Genomic DNA, 22696 nt, shown 5'->3' with positions numbered 1-22696 from the left:
CGTAGGGGTGTCCTACGGTTCCGTGCACGCCGTCACGGACGTGTCGCTGTCGATCGCGCCCGGCCTCACCGCCCTGTCGGGACCGTCCGGCTCCGGCAAGTCGACCCTGCTGCGCGTCCTGTCGCTGATCGAACGCCCTTCGCTGGGTGAGGTGTACGTCCACGACGTGCCGACCTCGTCGTTGTCGTGGTCGGAGCTGCGGGTGTTGCGGAGCAAGGAGATCGCGGTCGTGTTCCAGAACCCGGCCGACAACCTGATCTCGCACCTGACGGTGGGCGAGAACCTGCGCGCGGCCGGTGCCGCGGACCTCTCCCTGCTCGACCGGCTCGGGCTGGGCGGGTCCGCGACCTGGCGGATCGGCGCGCTGTCCGGTGGCCAGCAACAACGTCTGGCGTTCGGGTGCGCGCTCGCCCGCGGCGCTTCGGTCGTGGTGGCCGACGAACCGACCTCGCAGCTCGACGCGCGGTCGGCCGATCTCGTGCTGGAGATCCTGGGTTCGCTGCCGGTGCCGGCCGTGGTGGCGTCGCACGACCCGCGGCTGGTGGCGCTGGCGGACCTGTGCGTCCCGCTGGCCGCGTCGTGATCCGGGCGGCCGGGGTGCACCGGGCCTTCGGCGGGGTGTCCGTGCTGCGCGGGGTGGATCTGGCGGTCTCCTCCGGCGAGCTGGTGACCCTGAGCGGGCCGTCCGGTTCCGGCAAGACCGCGCTGCTGTCCCTGTTGTGCGGGTTCGACTTCCCCGACAGCGGGTCGGTGTCGCCCGGACTCGCCTCGTGGTCCGCGTGTGCCGTCCTGCCGCAGTCGCTCGGGCTGGCCTCCGAGCTGACGCTGGAGGAGAACGTCGCGCTGCCGTTGCGGCTGGCGGGGCGGGACGTGGCCGGCGTCGCCGAGTTGCTGGCCGAGCTGGGGATCTCCGGGCTGAGGTCCCGGTATCCGGGGCAGGTCTCGTTCGGGCAGCAGCAACGCGCGGCGCTGGCGCGGGCAGTGGTGGCGCGGCCTTCGGCGTTGCTCGCCGACGAGCCCACCGCGCACCTGGACGCCACCAGTGCCGAGGCCGCGGTCGGGCTGTTGCGGCGGGTCGCGGACGAGGGGGCCGCGGTGCTGATCGCGACCCATCACGACGCCGTGCACGCCGTCGCCGACCGGGTGCTGGTGCTCGCCGACGGACAGGTGCGCTGACGGCTGGTGCTGCGGCGGGATCTCCCACCGCAGCAGGCAGTCCACCGTCAGACCGCGGGCGGCCTGTCCTCGTACGGCGTCGACAGCACGACGGTCGTCCTCGTCGACACGTTCGCCGACTCCCGGATCTTCTGGAGGAGCTCCTCCAGCGCGACCGGCGAGCTGACGCGGACGCGCAGGACGTAGGAGGCGTCACCCGCCACCGAGTAGCAGGCCTCGATCTCAGGTAGGTGTTCGAGGCGCTTCGGGTAGTCGTCCGGCTCGGCCGGGTTGATCGGGAACAGCGAGATGAACGCGGACATCGGCAGGCCGATCTCGGCGCCGTCCAGCCGGGCCGCGTAGCCCTTCACGATGCCGCGCTGTTCGAGGCGCTTCACGCGCTGGTGGACGGCCGAGACGGACAGGCCCACGCGTTCGGCGAGGTCGGTGAAGCTGCACCGGCCGTCCGAGGCGAGTTCCTTCAGTATCGCTCTGTCGATCTGCTCGAGGGTCAAAGCACCACCAGGTCGTGAGGTCGGTTGTTGAAGGACTCGACGCCGTCCGGGGTGGCGACCACGATGTCCTCGATGCGGGCGCCCCAGCGGCCGGGCAGGTAGATGCCCGGCTCCACGCTGAACGCCATGCCGGCTTCGAGCGGCAGCGAGTTGCCGCTGACGATGTAGGGCTCCTCGTGCACGTCCAGGCCGATGCCGTGGCCGGTGCGGTGGACGAAGAACTCGCCGAACCCGGCGTCCGCGATGACGGAGCGGGCGGCGGCGTCCACCTCTTCACAGGTCACACCCGGCTTCACGGCGTCCACAGCGGCCTGTTGCGCGGCCTGCAGGACGGCGTAGGTCTCCCGGACGTCGTCGTAGGCGGGCTCGCCCATCACGTACGTGCGGGTCGAGTCGGAGTTGTAGCCCTCGGCGACCGGGCCGCCGATGTCGATGACGACGACGTCGCCCGCCTCGACCACGCGGTCGGAGTCGCGGTGGTGCGGGGACGCGCCGTTCGGGCCGGAGCCGACGATGACGAATTCGGCGACGGTGTGGCCTTCCTCGACGATCGCCAGCGCGATGTCGTGCGCGACCTCGCGTTCGGTGCGGCCCACGCGCAGGAACTCGCCCATGCGCGCGTGCACGCGGTCGATCGCGGCGCCCGCCTTGCGCAGGGCGTCGATCTCGGCGGCGTCCTTGCGCATGCGCAGTTCGCGGATGATCGGGCCGGCCAGCGACTGCGCGCCGCCGATCGCCTGGCCGAGCTTGATGGTGTGCAGGGCGGGCATCATGTCCGCCACGGCCGTGCGCGAGCCCTTGAGCGCGGCCTTGACCAGCGCGTACGGGTCCTCGCCGTCGACCCACGTGACGACCTCGACGCCGAGCTCGTCGGTGGGGATCGCCGCGTAGCCCGGCTGCTCCAGCTTCGGCACGACCAGCGTCGGCGTGCCGCCCACGGGCAGCGCGAGGCAGGTGAGGCGCTCGAAGGAGTCGCCACCGGCACCGATCAGGTACCGCAGGTCCGAGCCGGGCGAGATGAGGAGGGCGTCGACGCCCGCCTGCTCGGCGGCGGCGGAAGCGCGGTCGAGCCGCGCGCGCAGCGCGGACACGTCGATGGGCCCGGTGATCGTTGCCATGGAGGAAAGCCTAGTAGCTTGTCCGTTCGTGAGCTCTCCCCTGGTGCTGCTCGACTCCGCGAGCCTCTACTTCCGGTCGTACTACGCGCTGCCGGACTCGATGACCGCGCCCGACGGCACGCCCGTCAACGCCGTGCGCGGGTTCGTCGACACGATCGCCCGCGTCATCACCGAACGCGGCGCCGCGCGCCTGGTCGCGTGCCTCGACGCCGACTGGCGTCCCGAGTTCCGGGTGAAGGCGCTGCCGTCGTACAAGGCGCACCGGGTCGCCGCGGACGCCACCGACGGCTCGGAGGAGGTCCCGGACACGCTGACCCCGCAGATCCCGATCATCCTCGACGTCCTCGACGCCGCCGGCATCTGCACCGCCGAGGCCGTGGGTCACGAGGCCGACGACGTGATCGGCGCGCTCGCCCACCGCGAGACGAAGTCGCCCGTCGAGGTCGTCACCGGCGACCGCGACATGTTCCAGGTCGTGCGCCACGAACCGACGCCCGTGCACGTCGTCTACGTCGGCCGCGGCTGGAACAAGGCGGAGGTCCTCGGCCCCGAGGAGCTGGCCGCCAAGTACTCGCTGCCCGTCGAGAACGCGGGCTCGGCGTACGCCGACATGTCCGTGCTGCGCGGCGACCCGTCCGACGGCCTGCCGGGCGTCGCGGGCATCGGCGAGAAGACGGCGGCCAAGCTCATCACCGAGTTCGGCTCGCTCGACGCCGTCCTCAAGGCCGTGACGGACCCGATGGACCGCAAGCTCACCACCAAGGCCCGCAACGCGCTCATCGCGGCCGAGGAGTACCTGGCGGTGGCGCCCGTGGTCGTCCGCACCGCGCTGGACGCCCCGGTCGTGCTGGACCGCGCCGACGAGGTGCCGCGCGTGCCCGCCGACCCCGAGCGGCTGCGTGAGCTCACACAGCGCTGGGGCCTGGGCAGTTCCGTTCCGCGCCTGGTGAACGCGATGGAGCGGCGCGCTTAGAAGAACGTCGAGCAGAGCGGGGCGAGAGGGCCGGCGAACAACGCGTCGGCCTCCGCGCACCGCGAGCCCTGGATCCGCTGGGCGGCCGCGAGGTCGGAGAACCTCGTGTCACCGAGGTAGACGGCCCCGAGCAGGTCGGCCGGGATCGTGATGTCGGGCTGCGCCTCGACGCGTTCGGCACCGGCGGGCGAGACGCGGTAGCAGCCGTCGTTCGCGGGCAGGAGCTTGTCGCGCACCTCGATGACGACGGGATCGGCGCTGCCGTAGGTGCGGGCGGCGAGCATGCGCGGGACGTCCACGAGCCGCAGCCAGATCTGGTCGTAGACGTCCTTCGTGTACACGACGCGCGGGTCTTCGAAGAGCCAGTGGAGCGGGTCGTCGAGTGCGGCGTCGAACTCGATCGTGTCGACCAGGTCGAGCCTCGTCAGGTAGATCCAGAGGTCGCGCCACGCGTCGGCGTTGGCCCACGCGAAGTCCTGCACCTCCATGTGGTGGTGGAAGTCCTTGTCCTCGGACACTTTGTAGCAGACGTAGCCGTCGTCGCCGTCTGGTCCACTGTGGACGATGGTGACCACGTTCTCGGCCTCGGTCTTGCGGTCGAGCGCCCTGGCCCACCAGCCCGGCCAGCGGGAGATCTGTCCCGGCCGGTTCAGCGCGACCTGGGAGTGCAGCTCCGGCCGCAGCTTGTCCGCGGTGTCGGGGTCCACCATCCGCACCCGCCCGGCCGGCGAGCCCGGGATCACGGCCTTGCGCGCGTCGATCCGCAGGAACCGCACGCGTCCGGCGAGGCCGTAGCCGAAACGGCCGTAGATGCGGCCCTCCGACGCGCGCAACGTCGCGACGGGTTCCTGGAGCGTCGAGAGTTGTTCGCGCATCAGGGCGCTCAGCACGCCACGGCGCGTGTGGTCCGCACGCACACCCACGCGTGACACGGCCGCGTGCGGTACGAGGGCGCCGCCGGGTACCACCATGGTGCAGCCGAACGACTGGGTGGTGCCGATCATCTCGTCGCCTTCGAACGCGGCGAGCACCCGGCCGGACTCGTAGGACGGCAGCGTCGTCGGCCACTGTTCGTCCGTGGGCGGGCCCCAATGCATCGCACGGCGGAAGAGCGTGTTGTGGGCGCGGTACTGCGCTTCGTCGGTGAGTACGCGGATCTCCGTCACGCCCGCGATCGTCGCTCAGGCCGACGGCGAACGCACCTCAGTTTCCGCGAGACGCGAAAGGCGCCCCGCAGGAACCCTGGGGACGCCTTCCGGAAGAGCTGGAATCAGCCGGTGGGCTGGCCGACCTCGTACTCGCCGTCCTCGGTCTTGACGACGATCTTGACCTTCTTGTCCTTGCCGCCGACCTGCACCTTGCACTCGAACGAGGTGTTGGGCTTGACCTCGTTCTCACCGGTGCACGTCGCCGCGCCGACGTCCGAGATCTTGTACTCGTCCTTCAGGATCTGGACGACGCCCTTCTGGACCTCGGTGTTGTTGAAGATCTTCTTCTTGAAGAAGGCCGGCGACACGAAGCCGGTGAACAGCACGCCGCCCACGAGCAGGACGACGACGACCGCGGCGACCCAGATCGCGGCGCTGGACTTCTTCTTCGGCGGCATCGGCGGGCCGTAACCCGGCTGCTGCCCGTACGGGTTGGGCTGCTGCTGGCCCGGCATGCCGTACTGCTGCGTCTGCTGACCGTACGGGTCCTGGGCGGGAGTGCCGTACGGGTTCGACTGCGGCTGCTGACCAGGCACGCCGTACTGCTGCGTCTGCTGCTGCGACGGGTCGAAACCCGGGTACGGCTGCTGCTGACCCGGCTGGGGCTGCGGCGGGCCGTACGGGTTCTGTCCCGGGTTCTGCGCCGGGAAGCCGCCAGACGGGGTGCCGGGAGGGAAACCGCCTCCATAAGGCTGCTGCGGCGGTTGCGGCTGCTGGCCCCACGGCTGCTGCGGATCGTTCCCTCCGGACGGTCCGTACGGGCTGCTCATCAGTCGACCTCCGTGTGTACGACGTTGCGGCGAAATCCAATCACACCGTTGACGTCAGTCTTTACTCCGACTCGCAAAACCTTCGTCAGGCCTGGGGTCTGCATCGAAGTCCGTGTTCGCGACAGCCGGCCGGACGCGACTCTCATCGAACGGGACTTCGATGCAGACCCTAGGCCACGACTCGGGGTCACATCATCGCCACCACTCCGCGGCGCAGCGCGTCGACGGCCTTGGCCGCGGCCGCGCCGACCGGGTCCTGGCGGCCGACCACGTCGCGGATCTGGTCCAGGAGGTCGATCACCTGGCGGCACCAGCGCACGAAGTCACCGGCGCCGAGCTCGTTGCCCCCGGCCTCGGCGGCGATCAGGACCTTCTCCAGCGACTCGCCGCGCGCCCAGCGGTACACCGGCCAGGCGAAGCCGGGGTCGGGCTGGCGGGTGATGCGTTCGAGCTTGTGACGACGCTCGTCGTCCTCGATCTCCGCCCACAGCCGCACGGTCTTGAGCATCGCGTCGGCGACCGGGCCCTGCGGCAGGCGTGCCTCGACGGGACCGTCCCGGCGCGCCTCGTAGACCAGCGACGACACGACGGCGGCGAGCTCCTCCGGCTTGAGGCCCTTCCACACGCCGTTGCGGATGCACTCGGCGGCGAGCAGGTCGGACTCGCTGTAGAGCCTGGTCAGCCGCTTGCCGTCAGCGGTGACCTCCTCCGACTCGCTCAGGTAACCGCGCTCGCGCAGCAACGCGCGGATGCGGTCGAACTGGCGCGCCAGCGAGTGCGTCGTCGCCGCGACCTTGCGCTCCAGCTGCTGGTTCTCGGCCAGCAGCCGGTGGTACCGCTCGCCCCACCGGGCGTGGTCCTCGCGCTGGTCACAGCCGTGGCACGGGTGGGCGCGCAGGGCGCGGCGCAGCGTCGCGAGCTCGGGGTCGTCGTCCGCCGTGGTCTGCCTGCGGCCCCGCGACGGCACGGTGATGCCCGTGTTGCGGATCGTGGACGCGAGGTCGCGCCGCGACTTGGGCGAGCGCACGTCGACCTGCTTGGGCAGCCGGATGTGGCCGAGCACCTCGACCGGCGACGGGAAGTCCGCCGACGTGAGGCGGCCGGACCAGCGGTCCTCGGTGACGACCAGCGGCTTCGCCTCGCCCATCGGCTCCAGGCCGGGGTCGACGACGACGGCGAGGCCGCTGCGGCGCCCGGACGGCACCGCGATCACGTCGCCCTTGCGCAGCCGTTCGAGCGACTTGGCCGTCTCGATGCGGCGCGCGTTCGTGTTCTGCTTCGAGAGCTGCTTCTCCCGGTCGCCGATGCGGCGGCGCAGTGCCGCGTACTCGGAGAAGTCGCCCAGGTGGCACGTCATCGACTCGGTGTAGCCCGCGAGCGCCTCCTTGTTGCGCTCGATGCGGCGCGCGAGCCCGACCACCGACCTGTCCGCCTGGAACTGCGCGAACGACTGCTCCAGGATCTCGCGCGCGGACGCGGCACCGAGCTGGTGCACGAGGTTGACGGCCATGTTGTAGCCCGGCCGGAACGACGACCGCAGCGGGTACGTGCGGGTGGACGCGAGCCCGCCGACCGCCTTGGGGTCGATCCCCGGCTGCCAGACGACGACCGCGTGCCCCTCGACGTCGATGCCTCGACGCCCCGCACGGCCCGTGAGCTGCGTGTACTCACCCGGGGTGAGGTCGACGTGCGCCTCGCCGTTGTACTTCACGAGCTTCTCGAGCACGACCGTCCGCGCGGGCATGTTGATGCCCAGCGCGAGCGTCTCGGTCGCGAACACGACCTTGACCAGACCGCGGACGAACAGCTCCTCGACCGTCTCCTTGAACGCGGGCAGCAGCCCGGCGTGGTGCGACGCGATGCCGCGCTCCAGCGCCTCGCGCCACTCCCAGTACCCGAGCACCGTCAGGTCGGCCTCGGGCAGGTCGCGCGTCTTCTCGTCGACGATCCGGCGGACCTGTTCGGTCTCCTCCGGCGAGTTGAGCCGCAGCCCCGCCCGCGCCGTCTGCGCGACCGCCGCGTCACAGCCCGCGCGGCTGAACACGAACACGATCGCCGGCAGCAACGACGCCGCGTCGAGCCGCTGGATCATGTCGATGCGCGACGTCGGCTTGAACCCGCTGTTGCGCGCAGGCCGCCCCGGGCCGCCGCCGCGGTTGCGCCCGCGGCTGAACGGCACGTGGTACCGCACGAGCTCCTCGGTCTTGCGCAGCACCTGGGAGTTGATCCGCGCGTGCGTCTGGTCGCCCTCGAACAGGTCGAGCATCTGGTTGCCCACCAGCATGTGCTGCCACAGCGGCACGGGCCGGTGCTCGTCGACCACGACGGAGGTGTCGCCGCGGACCTCGACCAGCCACTCGCCGAACTCCTCGGCGTTGCTGACCGTCGCGGACAGACCGACCACCTGCACGTGCTCGGGCAGGTGCAGGATGACCTCTTCCCACACGGGGCCGCGGAAGCGGTCCGCCAGGTAGTGCACCTCGTCCATCACGACGTACGCGAGTCCGTCCAGAGTGGACGAACCCGAGTAGAGCATGTTCCGCAGCACCTCGGTCGTCATGACCACGACCGGCGCACCGCCGTTCACGCTCGTGTCGCCGGTGAGCAGGCCGATGTTCTCGGGCCCGTACCGCGCGGTGAGGTCGGCGAACTTCTGGTTGCTCAGCGCCTTGATCGGCGTCGTGTAGAAGCACTTGCGGCCCTCGGTCAGCGCGAGGTGCACGGCGAACTCGCCCACCACCGTCTTACCGGCACCGGTGGGGGCGCAGACGAGCACTCCGTGACCGTCCTCCAGGGCCTCGCAGGCCTGGCGCTGGAACGGGTCCAGCTCGAACGAGATCACGGACAGGAAATCGGTCAGCTTGGGCCGCTGGGCGTTGCGCCGGGAGTGGGCGTAGGCCTCGGCCGGGGACCGCGAAGCACTTGACACCCCTCCAGGCTTTCACATCGCACCGACAATTGCCGTCGAGATAGATTAACTTCAGCCTGCACTGAAGCCATAGAGGGCGATGTCCCCTGGACATCGCCCTCCACCTGCGGTTTTGTCAGAACGTGCGCTGCACCCGGTCCGCCACCAGCTTCACGAACCGCGACGGGTCGGCGAGCTCGCCGCCCTCGGCCAGCAGCGCCAGCCCGTGGATCAGCTCCGCGGTGTCGGCCAGCCCGTCGCGTTCGCCGGTCGCGAACGCCTTCTGCAGGCCCTCCACCAGCGGGTGCGACGGGTTGAGCTCCAGGATCCGCTTGATCTTCGGCAGCTCCTGCCCCATCGCCTTGTACATCTTCTCCAGCGTCGGAGTGATGTCGTACGAGTCACCGACGACGCACGCCGGCGAGGTCGTCAGACGGGACGAGAGGCGGACCTCCTTGACGCTGTCCTCCAGCTGCTCCTTCATCCACGTGAGCAGGTCGGCGAACTCCGCGGCCTTGGCCTCGTTGGCCGACTTCTCCTCGTCGGTCTCCAGGTCCACCTGACCCTTGGCGACGGACTGCAGCGTCTTGCCGTCGAAGCCGGGGACGGAGTCGACCCACATCTCGTCGATCGTGTCGGTGAGGATCAGCACCTCGTAACCCTTGGCGCGCAACGCTTCCAGGTGCGGCGACTTCTCGACGGCCACCCGCGAGTCGCCGGTCATGTAGTAGATGTGCTCCTGGCCGTCCTTCATCCGGGAGACGTACTCGGCGAGCGTGGTCAGCGACTCTTCAGAGTGCGTCGACGCGAAGGAGCACACCTCCAGGATCGCGTCGCGGTTGTCCGCGTCGGAGAGCAGGCCCTCCTTCAGCGCCGCGCCGACCTCGCGCCACAGCTTCGCGTAGTCGTCCGGGCGCGTGCCCATCAGCGACTTGATCGAGGACAGCACCTTCTTGACCAGGCGGCGGCGCATCAGCTGGATCTGGCGGTCCTGCTGCAGGATCTCGCGCGAGACGTTCAGCGAGAGGTCCGCCGCGTCGACGACGCCCTTCACGAAGCGCAGGTACTCCGGCATCAGCTCGGCGCAGTCCTCCATGATGAAGACGCGCTTCACGTAGAGCTGGACGCCGCGCTTGCCGTCGCGCATGAACAGGTCCATCGGCGCCTGCGAGGGCAGGAACAGCAGCGCCTGGTACTCGAACGTGCCCTCCGCCTGCATGCGGATGGTCTCGAGCGGCGCGTTCCAGTCGTGGCTGATGTGCCGGTAGAACTCGGCGTACTCCTCCTCCGTCACCTCGGAGGCCGGGCGCGCCCACAGGGCCTTGCGCGAGTTGATGTCCTCGCCGCCCAGGCGCACCGGCCAGGTGATGAAGTCCGAGTAGCGCTTGACGATCTCGCGGATCTTCGCCGGCTCGGTGTAGTCCGGCAGGCGGTCCTCGTCGTCGGACGGCTTGAGGTGCAACGTGACCGAGGTGCCCTGCGGCGCGTCGTCCACGTCGTCGATCGTGTACGTGGCCTCGCCGGTCGACTCCCAGCGCACGCCCTTCTCGGCGTGCGGGTACTTCGTCACGAGGGTGACCTTGTCCGCCACCATGAACGACGAGTAGAAGCCGATGCCGAACTGGCCGATCAGGTCGGACGCGCTGCCGGACTGCTGTTCCTTGAGCTGCTTCAGGAACTCCGCGGTGCCGGACTTCGCGATCGTGCCGATGAGCCGGACGACGTCCTCGCGCGTCATGCCGATGCCGTTGTCCCGCACGGTCAGCGTGCGCTCGGCCGGATCGGACTCGATCACGATGTGCAGGTCGTCGACGTCGACCTGCATGTCCTTGTCGCGGAACGACTCCAGCCTCAGCTTGTCGAGCGCGTCGGAGGCGTTCGAGACCAGCTCCCGCAGGAACGTGTCCTTGTTCGAGTAGATCGAGTGGATCATCAGCTGCAGCAGCTGACGCGCCTCGGACTGAAACTCCAGCGTCTCCATGAATCCCTACCGAAAACCGTGAAACGAACCGAACAGCCCCATAATTTAGCGACCCACGACCGTGAGGGCTCCGGGAACCGTCCGAACGGTGATGGGCAACGCCTCCTGGCGTTCGCCGTCGGCGTAGGCGATCCAGCCGTTGCCGCCGGACAGCGAGACCTCGCGCGCACGGAACGTCCGCACGGCCGGGTGCTCGGTGTGCTTGCCGGTGCGCAACGTGGGCAGCATCCGCATCAGCATCGTGCGGCTGGCGCCCTCGACGACCGTGACGTCGAACAACCCGTCGCCGGCGTCGGCCGTGGGGCACACGGGGATGCCGCCGCCGTAGTTCGGCGTGTTGCCGATCGCGACCAGCGTCGCGTCCAGCTCGACCGTCCCGGACTCGGTGGTCACGACCAGCGGCGCCGGCTTCAGCGACGCGAGCTCCGCGACGATCGCCAGGTCGTAGCGGCGCGGACCGGCGGGCCAGCGCATCGCGTTCGCCCGCTCGTTGACCGCGGAGTCGAACCCGGCGCACAGCACCGTGGCGAACCACTGCCCAGTCGACAGCCGCCCGAGGTCGAGCTGCCTGCGGGTGCCGTGCACGACGTCCTCGACCGACTGCGAGCCCACGGCCGCGGCCAGGTCGTTGCCGGTGCCCGCCGGGACGATGCCCAGCGCCGTGGACGTGCCCGCGACCGCCTGGACGCCCAGGTGAGCGGCTCCGTCACCGCCCAGGACGACGAGCAGGTCGACGCCGTCCGCGACGGCCTGGTGCGCCATCGCCAGCGTGCCCTCGGCGTCGTGCGCGACCAGCTGCGTCAACGACGACACGTGCGGCCGCAGCGCCGCGGCGGTCGACCCGGCCATCCGGGCCGCCCGCCCCTTGCCCGACGCGGGGCAGACCAGTAAAGCCGCGCGCGTCACGTGGCGTCGTCGTAGTTCACGCGCTTGGGGGGATCCGCGGCGATGGCCTTCTCGCCGGGGTCGTTGCCCTCCGCGTCGGACGCGACGTAGTTGAACGGCGCCGCCTCGTCGTCGTCGAGCGCGTCCCAGCCCTCGGCGACGCGGAGCTTCGCCTTGCGCTTGTCGTGCACGCGGGAGATCTGGATCGCCATCTCGAACAGCACCGACAGCGCGAGGGCCAGCACGACCATCGAGATCGGGTCGGTGCCCGGGGTCGCGATCGCGGCGAACACGAACAGGCCCATCATCAGGCCGCGCCGCCACTTCGCCAGCCGCTCGTAGGACAGCACGCCCGCGCGGTTGAGCATCACCACCACCAGCGGCAGCAGGAAACTCACGCCGAAGATGAACAGCATGGTGATGACGAAGTTGATGTACTTGCTACCGGTGAGCGCCGTGACCCAGTTGTCGCCACCGAAACCGAGCAGGACCTTCAAGCCTTCGGGCACCACCAGGTAGGCGAGCACCGCGCCCGCGACGAACAGCAGCGCGCCGGCGCCGACGAAGACGCGCGCGAACTTGCGTTCCTTCTGGTAGAGGCCGGGCGTGATGAACGCCCAGATCTGGTACAGCCACAAGGGGCTGAGCAGCACCGCACCCGCCGCCGCACCGACCTGCAGCTGCACGAGGAAGATCTCGAACGGCTCGGTCTGCAGCAGCGCGCACTCGCCGTTGTTGGTGATCTTCGCGCGGTACTTCTCCAGGTCCGGCTGGCAGTACGGTCCCGTCAGGATGTCGCCGAGCGACGGGATCGGGCCGAGCCGCACCTGGAACCAGATGAAGCCGAAGATGGCACCCAGGCTGATGACCAGCATCGCGAGACCGAGCCGGTACCTCAGCTCGTAAAGGTGCTCTTTGAGCGACATCGTGCCGTCGGCGTTGCCCCGACGGCGCCTGCCGCGTTCCCGGCGTTCAGCGACCCACCGGAACGGACTTGCCACCGCGTCGACCGTCCTTACAAGTCAGGAGAGGAGGAAGGTCAGTTGTTCGCCTTGTTCTGGGTGGTCTGCTCGATGGGAGGCGCGACCTGGGGCTGCTGCACCGGCTGCGGCTGGGCGGGCGGGAGCTGCTGGACCGGCTGCTGCACGGGCTGCTGCACCGGCGCGTCGTCCGCGTCCTGGTTGTCGCGCAGGCCCTTGGTCTCAGCCTTGAAGATCTTCGCCGACTTGCCGAGCGAACGGGCCATGTCGGGAAGCTTCTTCGCACCGAACAGCAAGATGATCACCACAGCGATGATGATCAGCTCGGTGGGTCCGAGGTTACCCATTGGTGATCCTCCTGTCTGCCCCGCCACGACGATCGTACGCGGGGTTTGCCCTGGTGCGGGCCTGTTGCCTGGGCCGCCGTCCGGCGATGGCCACCTTCAGCGCCGCGGATCGCGCCTTGAGCAGACCGACGCCGTTGCCGACCCCGTCCCCCACCAGAGTGCGGGCGCGGGCGAATCGACGCAAGGATCGGATGACTCGGATTGCGATCACGACGAGCACGATCAGGCCGAGCGCGATCAGCGCCAGGGTCGGTGTGGACGGCACAAGCACACGTTATACGTCTTGGGTGGACAGCAGGTGATCTGCCCGGCGCAATGCTTCTGCCGCTTGGCGAACAACTTCCCCGGCGAGTTCCGACGGCTGTTCGACGTGCACGTCGCCGCCCAGCCCGAGGAGCAGGCGAACCATCCACGACGGGTCGTCGTAGCGCATGAGCACACGCGTGCGGCCGTCCGAGAGCTCGGCCGAGTGGTCGACCGGGTAGTACTCGGCGACCCAGTGCGCGTCCGGTTCGAGCAGCAGCACGGCGACCTTCTGGTCGTCTCGGGGGTGGAACAACCCCTCCGATGTGTCGGTCAGCTGGGCGTGCGGCGGAGGCGACGACGGCTCGTCGAGCACCCGGACGTCGTCGATGCGGTCGAGCCGGAACAACCGCACGCCGAGCGCCGACCGGCACCATCCTTCGAGGTAGCCGCGCCCTTCGACGAGCAGAAGACGCATCGGATCGACCACTCGGTCGCTCATCGCGTCGTGCGACTGCGAGTAGTAACGGATGCTCACGGCCCGTTCGCGCTTCACGGCGTCCTGCACGGCGGCGCGGACCTCGGCGGTCTCGCCGCGCTCGAACGCGCCGAGCCCGACGACCATGCCCGCCGGCTGCGCCTTGCCGACCGCGGCCTCGATCTTGGCCAGCGCCCGCTGCACCGCGTCCGTGTCGACGACGCCCGGTGTGTCCGCCAGCGCCCTGAGCGCGACCAGCAGCGACGCCGCCTCGGCCGCGGTGAGGCGCAGCGGCCGGTCGAGGCCCGCGTCGAACGAGACGGTGATCGTCTCGCCCTCGAACGACAGGTCGATCAGGTCGCCCGGCCCGTAACCGGGCAGGCCGCACATCCACAGCAGCTCGAGGTCCTTGCGCAGCTGCTTGGGCGTGATGCCGAAGTCGGCCGCGGCCTCCTTGACGGTGATCGCGGGCCGGTTGAGCAGGTACGGCACGAGTGCGAGCAGCCGCGGCAGCCGTTCGTTCGACGCGGTCACCGCGCTCCTTCCAGTGCGCCCTGCAGGCGGTCGCGGACCGACTTGGCCAGGACCTCGGGCTCCAGCACCACGACGTCGGGCCCGAACCCCGCGAGCCACTTGGCGGCCGAGTCGGGGAACTTCAGGTCGATCTCGACGACGTCGCCGCCGTCGCGTTCCCCGACGACCTTCGCGTGCCGCCGCAGCCCCTGCGCCCGGCCCTTGGCCACCCAGATCTTGGCGGGCGCCGTGTGGTGCGGATCGGCCTGCGTGCGCGCGATGAGGCTCATCAGGTCCGTGCCCTCGGGCACGGTGAAGGCGCCGGGCTTGCCGACGGTGCGGACCGCGCCCACGACGCGAGAGAGCCGGAAGCACCGCGTGTCGTTGCGTTCACGGTCCCAGCCGACGAGGTACCACTTGCCGCGCCACGCGACCACGCCCCACGGTTCGACCGTGCGTTCCTTCTGCCCGCCCGGCGGCGGCTTGCGGTAGTCGAACGAGACCACCTGTCCCGCCTGCACGGCCTGCAGCAGCGGTGGGAACGCGGGCTCGTTGGCCCGCACCTTGGGCTCGACGGCCGCGGGCGTGTCCTGGTCGACGTCGACCCCGGCGGCCCTCAGCTTGATCAACGCGCCGTGCACGGCGCCCGTGAGCTGCGGCGAGTCCCACAGCCGGGCGGCCAGCGCCACAGCGGCGGCCTCGTCGGGTTCGAGGTCGATGTCGCCGAGCTCGTAGTCGCGCCGCGCGATCCGGTAGCCGTCCTCCGCACCCTCGGCGTTGGACTGCCTCCCGGTCTCGAGCGGCACGCCGAGATCACGCAGCTCGGACTTGTCCCGTTCGAACATGCGGAAGAACGCCTCGTCCGTCGGCGCTTCGTGATAGCCGGGGACGATGGCGCGGATGCGCTCCGCTGTCAGGTACTGACGGGTCGACAACAGGCACAGCACCAGGTTGACGAGGCGTTCGGCACGTGCGATGGCCACGGACAGACCCTAACGCGTGCGCGCGCCGAAACCTCATCACCACCTGTCGTGAACGGTCCGTTCAGAACAACTCACGTAGTTCGCGGACCAGTTCGACGGGTGCTTCCTCGGCCATGTGGTGCCCGCAGTCGAGGGAACGAACCCGCACGTCGTCGGCCCATTCGGCCCAGATCGCGGACAGGTCGCCGTACAGCTCGCCGAGGTCGTCCTTGGCCGACCAGAGAGCGAGCACCGGACACGTGATCCTGCGTCCCGCGGCCAGGTCCTCGTCGTCGTGGTGGCGGTCGACCTCCAGGCCCGCCCGGTAGTCGCCGCACATCGCGACCACGGTCTCGGGGTCGTGGATGGCCCGCTGGAAGTCGGCCCAGTTCTCCACGCCCATCGCGAGCGGGGTGTCGCGGTAGCGGCCGCCGTACCAGAGGTCGGGGTTCTCGTTGATCATCGCGGCGGCGAGTTCCTGCTGGGCCAGGAAGAACCAGTGGTACCAGGCCTGGGCGAACCGGTCGTCGCAGCGGCTCAGGTGCGCGCCGATCGGCAGTCCGTCCAGCACGGCCAGGTGCGTGACCCGGTCCGGGTGGTCGAGCGCCAGCCTGATCGCCGCGGCGGCCCCGCGGTCGTGGCCGACGACGGCGAACTCCTCGTGGCCGAGCCCCCGCATCAGGTTCACGAAGTCGCGGGCCATCGCCCGTTTCGAGTAGTCACCGGGTTTGCTGGATTCGCCGTAACCGCGCAGATCCGGGCACACGACCGTGTGGTCCTCAGCGAGCAGTGGCGCGACGCGGTGCCAGGTGGTGTGGGTCCGCGGGTGGCCGTGCAAGAGGAGGACCGGCGGCCCTGCACCGCCGGTCCTCACTCGCAGATTGGCCTCGCCAACGTCCCTGCAACGCAACGAGAATCCGTCGAACACCTGCTTCGGTTACCCCGCGAGGGAGCGGCCGACACGTCCTTTTTCGCCGAAGGCCCGGCCGGTGTTACACCGCGACGACGATCTCGGACTCGGGATCGTGGCGGAGTTCGCCCGTACCTGCGACGACGACGGTCGCCCTGCGCCACGGCTGTTCGCGCAGCAGGAACGGCAACTCCTCGGCCAGCCACGCGGCGACGTGCCGGCGCTGCTCGGCGGAGTCACCGTCGCGGGCGGACAGCCGGCGTTCCTGCTCGTCCAGGTCGCCCTGCACCCAGATCGAGGCGTCGATCCACGGAGCGCACTGCTCCCGGATGATGCCGGTGCCCTCGACCCACACGACGTCCGCCCCGGACGCGACGTGGATCGCGCCGGGCCGGTCGTGGCCGGCCCAGGCCACCGGCCGGAACGCCACCGCCTCGCCCCGGTGGAGGGGCACCAGGACGTTCTCGGCCAGCAGACCGCCCCAGTCGAAGTACGCGTGGTTCCAGGCGACGTCGTCGGTGTGCACCACCCCGGACCCCGGGACGAGGCTTCGCAACCGTTCGACGAGAGTGGTCTTCCCGGCACCACCGCGCCCGTCGACGGCGACGACCAGCGGACGCCCGGTGACGCCGGGCGCCTCCTCCCGCAGTCGCCGCACGACGTCGGTCAGCTTCGCGACCCGCCAGCCCGAGGCCTCGGTCTCACCCGGATGCAGACGCATTCCCCGTCTCCTCTCAGGTGCGGCCGACGCGTCCCTTCTCGCCGGCTGCCCAGCAGGTGTGTCCCACGCAGTCCACGGTGTCGAAACTTCCCGTGTCCGCGATCTTCCAGGACTTGCCGTCCTTGCTGGTGTCCGTCCCGGACGGACCGACCGCCACCAGCCCGTTGCCGCGGTAGGCGATGCCCGACCGGTAGCCGACCGGCGCCTGCTCGCCCGCCGTCCAGCCACGCCCGTCGCTGGTCGCGAACGCCGGCGTCGGATCGGTCGGCTTCAGGTAGTCGCCACCGATCGCCACCCCGCGCCAGGGCGTCTTGAACGCCACCGCGAACACCCCGGCCGCCTCGCCGGACGGCAACGGCACCTCGCTCGCCTTCCACGACCGGCCGCCGTCGCGCGACTGGAGCACCCGTGCCTTCGCGCCGCCGCCGGTCGCGATCCACGCGTGGTTGCCGCTGGTCGTCACGCACTGCCCGGACGCCGCGAACGCGAACTCACCCGGCAGTGCGTCCGGCATGCCCTTGGGGTCGTCGACGTGCCACGACCGCCCGCCGTCCCACGTCCGCAGCACCCGGAACCTCCCGTCGACGGGGTCGCTCAGCGCCAGCCCGCGGAACCGGTCGAAGAACGCCACGCAGTCGTAGAACGCCTTCGGGTCGGTGTTGCGGAACTCCTCCTGCCAGGTCTTGCCGCCGTCGGACGTGCGGTAGATCCGCGACGACTCGCCCGGACCGATCGAGAGCGTCACGGCGTTGCGCGCGTCGAAGGCCTCGATGTCGCGGAACTCGAGCGCCTCGGTGCCGGGCGGGCCGACCGACTCCCACGTCCGGCCGGCGTTCACGGTGCGCAGGACGGTGCCCTGGGAGCCGCTCGCCCACGCGACCTGATCCGACACGGCGGACAGGCCGCGCAGGCGGGCGTCGGTGCCGGTCGGCTTCAGTTCCCAGTAGGTGTCCGTCGCCGAAGCCACCCCGGGAAGAACCAGGAGTGCGGCGAGTGCCACCGCGATGATCCTCATGCGGCCACTCTGGTCGAGCTGGTGATCGCTTCCTACCCCCGATCGGCGGTCAGGGCGCGATCCGGGCCAGGTCCACCCTGGACCCGATCGCGAGCTTGCGGTAGATCTGCCGCAGGTGGAACCCGACCGTGTGCGGGGAGATGAAGAGCTCCTTCGCCACCTGGCGGTTGGTGAGGCCGTCCGCGACGAGGCGGGCGACCTTCTGCTCGGTGCCGGTGAGGCTGTCCCAGCCGGTGCGGGGCCTGGGTTCCGGGTCCTGGTCGTCCTGGCGTCTCGCCGTGGCGCGGCGCCGCCGGACGCCGAGCCTGCGCAGGGTGCGGCGCACTCGGGCGGAATCGAGTTCGGCCTCGATCTCGTCGTAGCCGCCCAGCGCGTTGTTGAGTTCGAGGACCGCCTGCTCCCGGTCGGTCTCGACGTGGACGGCCGCGATGTCCTCCGCGAGAGAGGCTTTCGTCCACGGGTCGGTGCACGTGTCGCGCAGTCCCGCCAGCGCGGCGGTGTCGTGTTTCACCAGCGCACGGCCGTGTGCGGCCGCTACGACCACCGACTCGTGCTTCGGGTTCGCACGGGCCAGGTCCTCGGCCGTGCTCGCGAACAGCTCGGCGAGGGCGTGGTCGTCGGCGGCCAGGGCGGTGCGCACGCACCACGCCGTCGCGGTGGGTGCCTCCATCAGCAGTTGCAGGCACAGCCCGGGATCTTCCGCGTACGGGCGGATCTCGTCGATCGCCGCCGCCGCGCCGTCGCCGGCCGCGGCCACCTGACCCGCGATCAGCCGCAGCGTCACCGCGCACGGGTGGGGGTGCCCGGCGGGGATCGACCCCTCCAGCTGACGCAGCCCGTCGGTGGCGGTCACCAGATCGCCGCGCCGGAGTGCGCAGCGCACCAGCACCGCACCGAGTTGCGGCTGGAACAACGGCATCTCGGCGATCTCGGAGGCCGCGAGACCGGTGGTGGCGGCCGCTTCGGCGGCGGCGACGTCGCCCTGGGCCAGCAGCACGGCCGCGCGCAGCGTGAGCGGGACCGAGGTCATCACGCCGGTGCCGTGCGCTTCCGCCGTGCCGCAGGCCTCGTCGACCGCGACGAGCGCCTCGTCGAGCCGGCCGAGCCTGGTGAGGATCCACACCTTCGTCCACAGTGGATCGCTCTGCCAGATCCTGGTCAGCTCGGCGCGCACGGCCACGGCCGCCTCGGCGGCCTCGATCGCCGCGTCGAGGTCCCCCTCGCGCCAGCTCGCCATCGCCCGCACGGTCAGCGCGGCGGCCAGCACGTCCGGGCTGAACTCGCCGGACTGCGCCAGCACCTGGTCCGCCATCCCGATCGCCGCGCCGAGGTTGTGCAGCGACAGGATGTTGAGCAGCAACAACTCCGGCGACAGGTCGTGCCCGTCTGCGGCCGCCCCGGTGACCTCCAGGCCGACGGTGCACACGGTCGTGGCGTCGCCGCGCAGCATCTGGGCGATGGCCTGCCAGGTGCGCAGCACGGACGCCGACTGCACGTGGCCGGGGTCGTCGGGGTGCAGCAGGTCGCGCGCGAGCTCCACCGCCTGGCTGAGCCTGCCCATCCGGACGAGGGCCGCGGCCGCCGTGACGCCGAGCGCGATCCGGTTCGGCTCGCCCTGCCCGGTGATCCTCAGGCCGTTGATCGCGAGCGCCGCGGCCGCCTCCGGCGACTCCGGCAGCAGGCTCTGCGCGGCCGCGTCGACAGCGCTGACGGCCTCCGCGTCCCCGGTGCGCGCGCAGTGCACGAGATGCACCGCGACGGACACGGCGTCCTGGTGCTCACGGCCGAGCAGCATCGTCACCGCCTGCCGGTGCAACGCCGACCGCATGGGCTCCGGCACGGAGCCGAGCACGGCCCGCCACACCGGTTCCCGGTGGAAGACGAACTCGGCACCGCCACCGCGCAGGAACCCGGCCGCGAGCGCTTCGCGCAGCGGCCGCAGCAGCACGGCCACGGGCTCGCCCAGCATCTCCGCCAGGTCCTCGGGGGCGAAGCCGCAGCCGAGCACCGCCGCGACCTGGAGCACGTCCTGCGCCTGGGGCGACAGCGCGTGCAGCCGCTCGCCCATCCTCCGCCGGAACGACCACGGCAGTCGCCCGGCCGGTTCCGGTGACACGGCGCAGGCGATGCCGCGCTCCATCGGGCCGGCCATCAGCCGGGCGACGTCGCCCACGACCTGGACCTGGCCGTCCCGCAGCAGGTCCAGGACGACCTCGACGACCTGCAGCGGTGTCGTGCCGGCGCTGTTGACCAGTGCGGCGACGTCGTGGTCCGGCACCGCGCCCAGCACGTCGGCGGCGATGGCCAGCGCCGCGTCGTCCGACAGTGGCGTGAGCGGTTCAAGCCAGTCGCACGGAAGAACGCGCGCCATGTCCTGCAGCATCGCGCTTGCGGCCGTGCCGAACTGTTCGGCGTGCACGGTGAGAAGCCAGCACACGGGCAGATCTTTGAACTTGGCCATCACCGCGCTCACGGCTGCGAGCACCGACGGTGGCGTCCGATGAGCGTCGTCGAGCGTGACCAGCACCGGTCCCTGCCGGAGCCGCTGGGCCAGTCGCGGCTCGATCTGGGCGGCCAGCGCGCTCACGCTGACCACGTGGGGGTGGTCCGTCCGGGAGCCCTCCGCCGGAAAGGCGCCCGGCGACAGGTCCAGCGAGGAGAAGCCGCGCAGCGCGGCCAGGGACGTGCCTTCGGCCACCAGCCTGGTGTTGCCCGTGCCCGCGGGGGACGCCACCACCAGCATCCGGGCCTGCCGGGACTCCGCCACCGCCTGAATGAATCGCTTGGTCCTGCGAGTTTCCTCGTCACGTCCGCGCAACGGGAGCGACACGGGCAGATCAACCGACTGCTCGCACGCCGCGAGATTCTCACCGAGAGGTGTGCACGACACTTATTTTCCCTGTCCTATGAGCACAGTGGGGAAAGATGAAAAGCGAACTTCCTACGACTCGGATAAATCTGCCTCGCGCAGCCAATCAAGACGCGGATGTCCATTGGGCGTGCGACTCACCGACTCCACCCCAGAACCTCCCTACCTCGTCCGCCTGGAGACTCGCGCGACGTCACCCGCCATGTCAACACCCGTGAGAGATCGAGAACAGGTGCGTTCTTCCAGTGCCGCTCCACGAGCCGGCGCAATCACCGCGTGGAATTCCGCTCCCCCGGCGGGCGATGCCAACAATGTTGACCAGCACGATCACGGCCTGATCACCGGAAGCACACCGGGCCGTCGCGATCGGAATCCGAGAAGAGCGCTCCCACGAGGACGGTGTCCGAAGAGCGCCCATTCGAGACGCCAGACGTCCGTCACACCGGCGAAAATCCGAGTGCCGCGCACGTTCACACGGGGTGCGGGTGGTCAAATGTCAACCGAGGCAGCGCACCGCCGCGCCGACGGAGGCGGGGTCGAACGCGGAGAAATGACCCATGGCCGCGGTCGCGTGCAGGGGAAGTGGTCTCCCAGCACGGCGACCAGCTGGGTCGCGGTGGAGGTCGCTCAGGCATCCGACGAGCTTCGGTAGGTCGTGCCGCGGGACAGGCCCGCTAGGAGCCGAGCTCGGGCTCGGGGCTTCGCCGACGCTGGCCGTCAGGGCCTTCGGGACCGCGAGCACTCGCGCGGCGGTCCGGCGCGTCGGGATCGCGGTGCCCGGCCGGTGCGTCACCGCGTCAGATCCAGCGCCGCCACGTGGGCGGTGCGCCGCAGTTCGATGGCGACCGGTGCACGCTGCCACCCGGTGACGGAGTCGTTCCATTCGCCGTGGTCGAAGGCCACCCCCTGCGGGCCGGCCGCGCGACCGGCCCGCCGATCCCCGTCAGCGCAGGGTCGCCGGCAGAACGCTCATCCGGCGGATCATCCACTCGGACTCCCACTCGTACGGCGTGGTCGTGCTCAGCCGGGCCTGCGGAAAACGCCGCAGGAACCCGCTCACCGCGATCTGGGCTTCCAGGCGCACCAGCGACGCGCCGATGCAGTAGTGCATGCCCAGGCCGAACGAGAGGTGCCCGTGCCCGCCGCGTGCGGAGTCGAAGCTGTCCGCCCCCTCCCCCGGCTCCCGGTTGGCCGCGGCGATGCTGACCTGCACGGGCGCGCCCTTGGGGATCAGGTAGCCGCCGAGCTCGATGTCCTCCAGCGGGAAGCGCCAGGTCGGGTGCGGGAACGGCGGGTGCACGCGCAGCGCCTCCTCGATCCACGCCTTGATCTCGTCGTCCGTCTTCGGCCGCTCCTGCACCGGGCGCCGCAACGCCTCGAAGAGGGAGGCCGAGATCAGGCTGCCCGTCGTCTCGTAGCCCGTGATGATCATGCCCAGGGTCCACACGATCACCTCGCCCTCCGTCACGGCGGCGTCGATGCCGTTGGAGGAGGCCAGAAGCCCGGTGATGACGCCGTCGCGCAGCGGTGCCGGGTCGGCCACCCAGCCCTCGACCGCGCCGTACAACGCCCGCACCGCAAGGGTCCTGGCCTCGTAGTCCGACGAGTAGAGCATCACGTCGGTGATGCTGCGCAGCTGCCGTTCCGCCTCGTCGGGCAGGCCCAGCATCTCGGAGATGAACGCCAGCGGGATCTTGTGGGTGTAGTCGGTGACGACGTTGACCTCGTTGTCGCCTTGGGCGCCGCGCTGGTCGAGCTCGTCGAGGAAGCCCTCGACCTTCACGCTGACGCGTTCGCCCCACTTCTCCGTGTTGCGCGGGCTCAGCACGGGCGCGTGCAGCCGCCTGATCCGCGCGTGGTCCTCCCCGTCACTCATGATCATGGCCCGCGCGTACTCGGGCGGCGGCTGGGAACCGACCATCAGGCCCGGCTGCTTCATGAACTCGGGCACGAGGGTGATGTCCTTGCCCATCTTCGGGTGCGCGAGCGCGACCTTGACGAGCTCGCGGTCGCACACCACCCACGCGTGCTGTCCGAGGTAGGGAATCCGCACGACCGGGGCCACCCGCGCGGCGGCGAGCAGTTCCGGCATGCAGTCGAAAGGACCAGGATCGATGGGCATGGTCGTCTCGGGGGCCTGGAGCC

At 70.5% G+C, this 22696-nt stretch carries 20 protein-coding genes; 3 read left to right on the top strand and 17 right to left on the bottom strand.

The annotated features are described in order from the left end of the window. Positions 1-7: 7 nt before the first annotated feature. Both AB0M48_RS40515 and AB0M48_RS40510 read left to right on the top strand, forming a co-directional pair. A complete protein-coding gene (locus tag AB0M48_RS40515; RefSeq protein ID WP_363853033.1) occupies positions 8-583 on the top strand; it encodes an ATP-binding cassette domain-containing protein in 576 nt (191 codons plus the stop codon). Continuing rightward, positions 559-1176: an ATP-binding cassette domain-containing protein gene (locus tag AB0M48_RS40510; RefSeq protein ID WP_363853030.1), complete on the top strand. Its 618-nt coding sequence runs from the start codon at positions 559-561 to the stop codon at positions 1174-1176. Before AB0M48_RS40515 ends, AB0M48_RS40510 begins: the two co-directional genes overlap by 25 nt. 47 nt (positions 1177-1223) lie before the next feature. Here AB0M48_RS40510 and AB0M48_RS40505 read toward each other — a convergent pair whose 3' ends face one another. Both AB0M48_RS40505 and AB0M48_RS40500 read right to left on the bottom strand, forming a co-directional pair. Then, complete coding sequence (locus AB0M48_RS40505; RefSeq protein ID WP_258950223.1) at positions 1224-1670, bottom strand: Lrp/AsnC family transcriptional regulator; 447 nt, start codon at positions 1668-1670, stop codon at positions 1224-1226. Further along, positions 1667-2788, bottom strand: coding sequence for a Xaa-Pro peptidase family protein (locus AB0M48_RS40500; protein ID WP_363853026.1), 1122 nt, complete (start codon positions 2786-2788; stop codon positions 1667-1669). Before AB0M48_RS40500 ends, AB0M48_RS40505 begins: the two co-directional genes overlap by 4 nt. Before the next feature lie 28 nt (positions 2789-2816). Here AB0M48_RS40500 and AB0M48_RS40495 point away from each other — a divergent pair, with 28 nt between their 5' ends. Then, positions 2817-3761 carry a 5'-3' exonuclease gene (locus AB0M48_RS40495; protein ID WP_363853023.1) on the top strand — a complete coding sequence of 315 codons (945 nt, stop codon included), beginning with the start codon at positions 2817-2819 and terminating at the stop codon, positions 3759-3761. Here AB0M48_RS40495 and AB0M48_RS40490 read toward each other — a convergent pair. The 15 genes from AB0M48_RS40490 to AB0M48_RS40420 all read right to left on the bottom strand — a co-directional run bounded on the left by AB0M48_RS40490 (position 3758) and on the right by AB0M48_RS40420 (position 22643). Then, positions 3758-4927 (bottom strand): GNAT family N-acetyltransferase, encoded by a 1170-nt coding sequence (locus AB0M48_RS40490; RefSeq protein WP_363853020.1) that lies wholly within the window; start codon positions 4925-4927, stop codon positions 3758-3760. The two genes, AB0M48_RS40495 and AB0M48_RS40490, sit on opposite strands and share 4 nt — an antisense overlap. Positions 4928-5031: 104 nt before the next feature. Further along, a complete protein-coding gene (locus tag AB0M48_RS40485) occupies positions 5032-5739 on the bottom strand; it encodes a DUF4333 domain-containing protein (RefSeq protein ID WP_258950227.1) in 708 nt (235 codons plus the stop codon). Between the two features lie 187 nt (positions 5740-5926). Continuing rightward, on the bottom strand, positions 5927-8668 hold the full coding sequence (locus tag AB0M48_RS40480; RefSeq protein ID WP_363853016.1) for a DEAD/DEAH box helicase: 2742 nt from the start codon (positions 8666-8668) through the stop codon (positions 5927-5929). A 115-nt stretch (positions 8669-8783) separates the two neighbouring features. Further along, positions 8784-10628, bottom strand: a complete 1845-nt coding sequence (htpG, locus tag AB0M48_RS40475; RefSeq protein ID WP_363853014.1) for a molecular chaperone HtpG — start codon at positions 10626-10628, stop codon at positions 8784-8786. 45 nt (positions 10629-10673) lie between these two features. Next, on the bottom strand, positions 10674-11534 hold the full coding sequence (locus AB0M48_RS40470; protein WP_363853011.1) for a diacylglycerol kinase family protein: 861 nt from the start codon (positions 11532-11534) through the stop codon (positions 10674-10676). Further along, the gene (gene tatC, locus AB0M48_RS40465) at positions 11531-12439 is read right to left on the bottom strand and encodes a twin-arginine translocase subunit TatC (protein WP_363853143.1); all 909 of its coding nucleotides are present in this window, start codon (positions 12437-12439) and stop codon (positions 11531-11533) included. The genes AB0M48_RS40470 and tatC overlap by 4 nt, the downstream gene beginning before the upstream one ends. A gap of 113 nt (positions 12440-12552) precedes the next feature. Beyond that, entirely contained in the window at positions 12553-12840 is a 288-nt protein-coding gene (gene tatA / locus AB0M48_RS40460; RefSeq protein WP_363853008.1) for a Sec-independent protein translocase subunit TatA, read from the bottom strand. Further along, a complete protein-coding gene (locus AB0M48_RS40455; protein WP_363853005.1) occupies positions 12833-13105 on the bottom strand; it encodes a bacteriophage holin in 273 nt (90 codons plus the stop codon). The genes tatA and AB0M48_RS40455 overlap by 8 nt, the downstream gene beginning before the upstream one ends. Before the next feature lie 9 nt (positions 13106-13114). After that, on the bottom strand, positions 13115-14095 hold the full coding sequence (locus tag AB0M48_RS40450; protein WP_363853002.1) for a YafY family protein: 981 nt from the start codon (positions 14093-14095) through the stop codon (positions 13115-13117). Continuing rightward, a complete protein-coding gene (locus AB0M48_RS40445; RefSeq protein WP_363852999.1) occupies positions 14092-15057 on the bottom strand; it encodes a WYL domain-containing protein in 966 nt (321 codons plus the stop codon). The genes AB0M48_RS40450 and AB0M48_RS40445 overlap by 4 nt, the downstream gene beginning before the upstream one ends. 61 nt (positions 15058-15118) lie before the next feature. After that, positions 15119-15910: an alpha/beta hydrolase gene (locus AB0M48_RS40440; protein ID WP_363852996.1), complete on the bottom strand. Its 792-nt coding sequence runs from the start codon at positions 15908-15910 to the stop codon at positions 15119-15121. Positions 15911-16028: 118 nt separating this feature from the next. Beyond that, on the bottom strand, positions 16029-16667 hold the full coding sequence (locus AB0M48_RS40435) for a hypothetical protein (RefSeq protein ID WP_363852994.1): 639 nt from the start codon (positions 16665-16667) through the stop codon (positions 16029-16031). 13 nt (positions 16668-16680) lie between these two features. Continuing rightward, positions 16681-17682 carry an oxidoreductase gene (locus AB0M48_RS40430; RefSeq protein WP_363852991.1) on the bottom strand — a complete coding sequence of 334 codons (1002 nt, stop codon included), beginning with the start codon at positions 17680-17682 and terminating at the stop codon, positions 16681-16683. 49 nt (positions 17683-17731) lie between these two features. Beyond that, positions 17732-20449 carry a helix-turn-helix transcriptional regulator gene (locus AB0M48_RS40425; protein ID WP_363852987.1) on the bottom strand — a complete coding sequence of 906 codons (2718 nt, stop codon included), beginning with the start codon at positions 20447-20449 and terminating at the stop codon, positions 17732-17734. A gap of 1045 nt (positions 20450-21494) precedes the next feature. Next, positions 21495-22643 (bottom strand): cytochrome P450, encoded by a 1149-nt coding sequence (locus tag AB0M48_RS40420; protein ID WP_363852984.1) that lies wholly within the window; start codon positions 22641-22643, stop codon positions 21495-21497. Between the last annotated feature and the right edge of the window lie 53 nt (positions 22644-22696).

It is taken from the genome of Lentzea sp. NPDC051208 (genome assembly GCF_040682435.1).
Taxonomy (GTDB): domain Bacteria; phylum Actinomycetota; class Actinomycetes; order Mycobacteriales; family Pseudonocardiaceae; genus Lentzea; species Lentzea kristufekii.
The sequence above is the reverse complement of the archived record's forward strand: the minus strand, read 5'-3'. Positions and strand labels throughout refer to the sequence as shown.

What these genes read in the sequence shown, in the direction of transcription:
- AB0M48_RS40435 (WP_363852994.1), bottom strand. Translation starts at nt 16,667, where the DNA reads ATGCGTCTGCATCCGGGTGAGACCGAGGCCTCGGGCTGGCGGGTCGCG.
- AB0M48_RS40485 (WP_258950227.1), bottom strand. Translation starts at nt 5,739, where the DNA reads ATGAGCAGCCCGTACGGACCGTCCGGAGGGAACGATCCGCAGCAGCCG.
- htpG (WP_363853014.1), bottom strand. Translation starts at nt 10,628, where the DNA reads ATGGAGACGCTGGAGTTTCAGTCCGAGGCGCGTCAGCTGCTGCAGCTG.
- AB0M48_RS40500 (WP_363853026.1), bottom strand. Translation starts at nt 2,788, where the DNA reads ATGGCAACGATCACCGGGCCCATCGACGTGTCCGCGCTGCGCGCGCGG.
- AB0M48_RS40430 (WP_363852991.1), bottom strand. Translation starts at nt 17,682, where the DNA reads ATGAGGATCATCGCGGTGGCACTCGCCGCACTCCTGGTTCTTCCCGGG.
- tatC (WP_363853143.1), bottom strand. Translation starts at nt 12,439, where the DNA reads ATGTCGCTCAAAGAGCACCTTTACGAGCTGAGGTACCGGCTCGGTCTC.
- tatA (WP_363853008.1), bottom strand. Translation starts at nt 12,840, where the DNA reads ATGGGTAACCTCGGACCCACCGAGCTGATCATCATCGCTGTGGTGATC.
- AB0M48_RS40420 (WP_363852984.1), bottom strand. Translation starts at nt 22,643, where the DNA reads ATGCCGGAACTGCTCGCCGCCGCGCGGGTGGCCCCGGTCGTGCGGATT.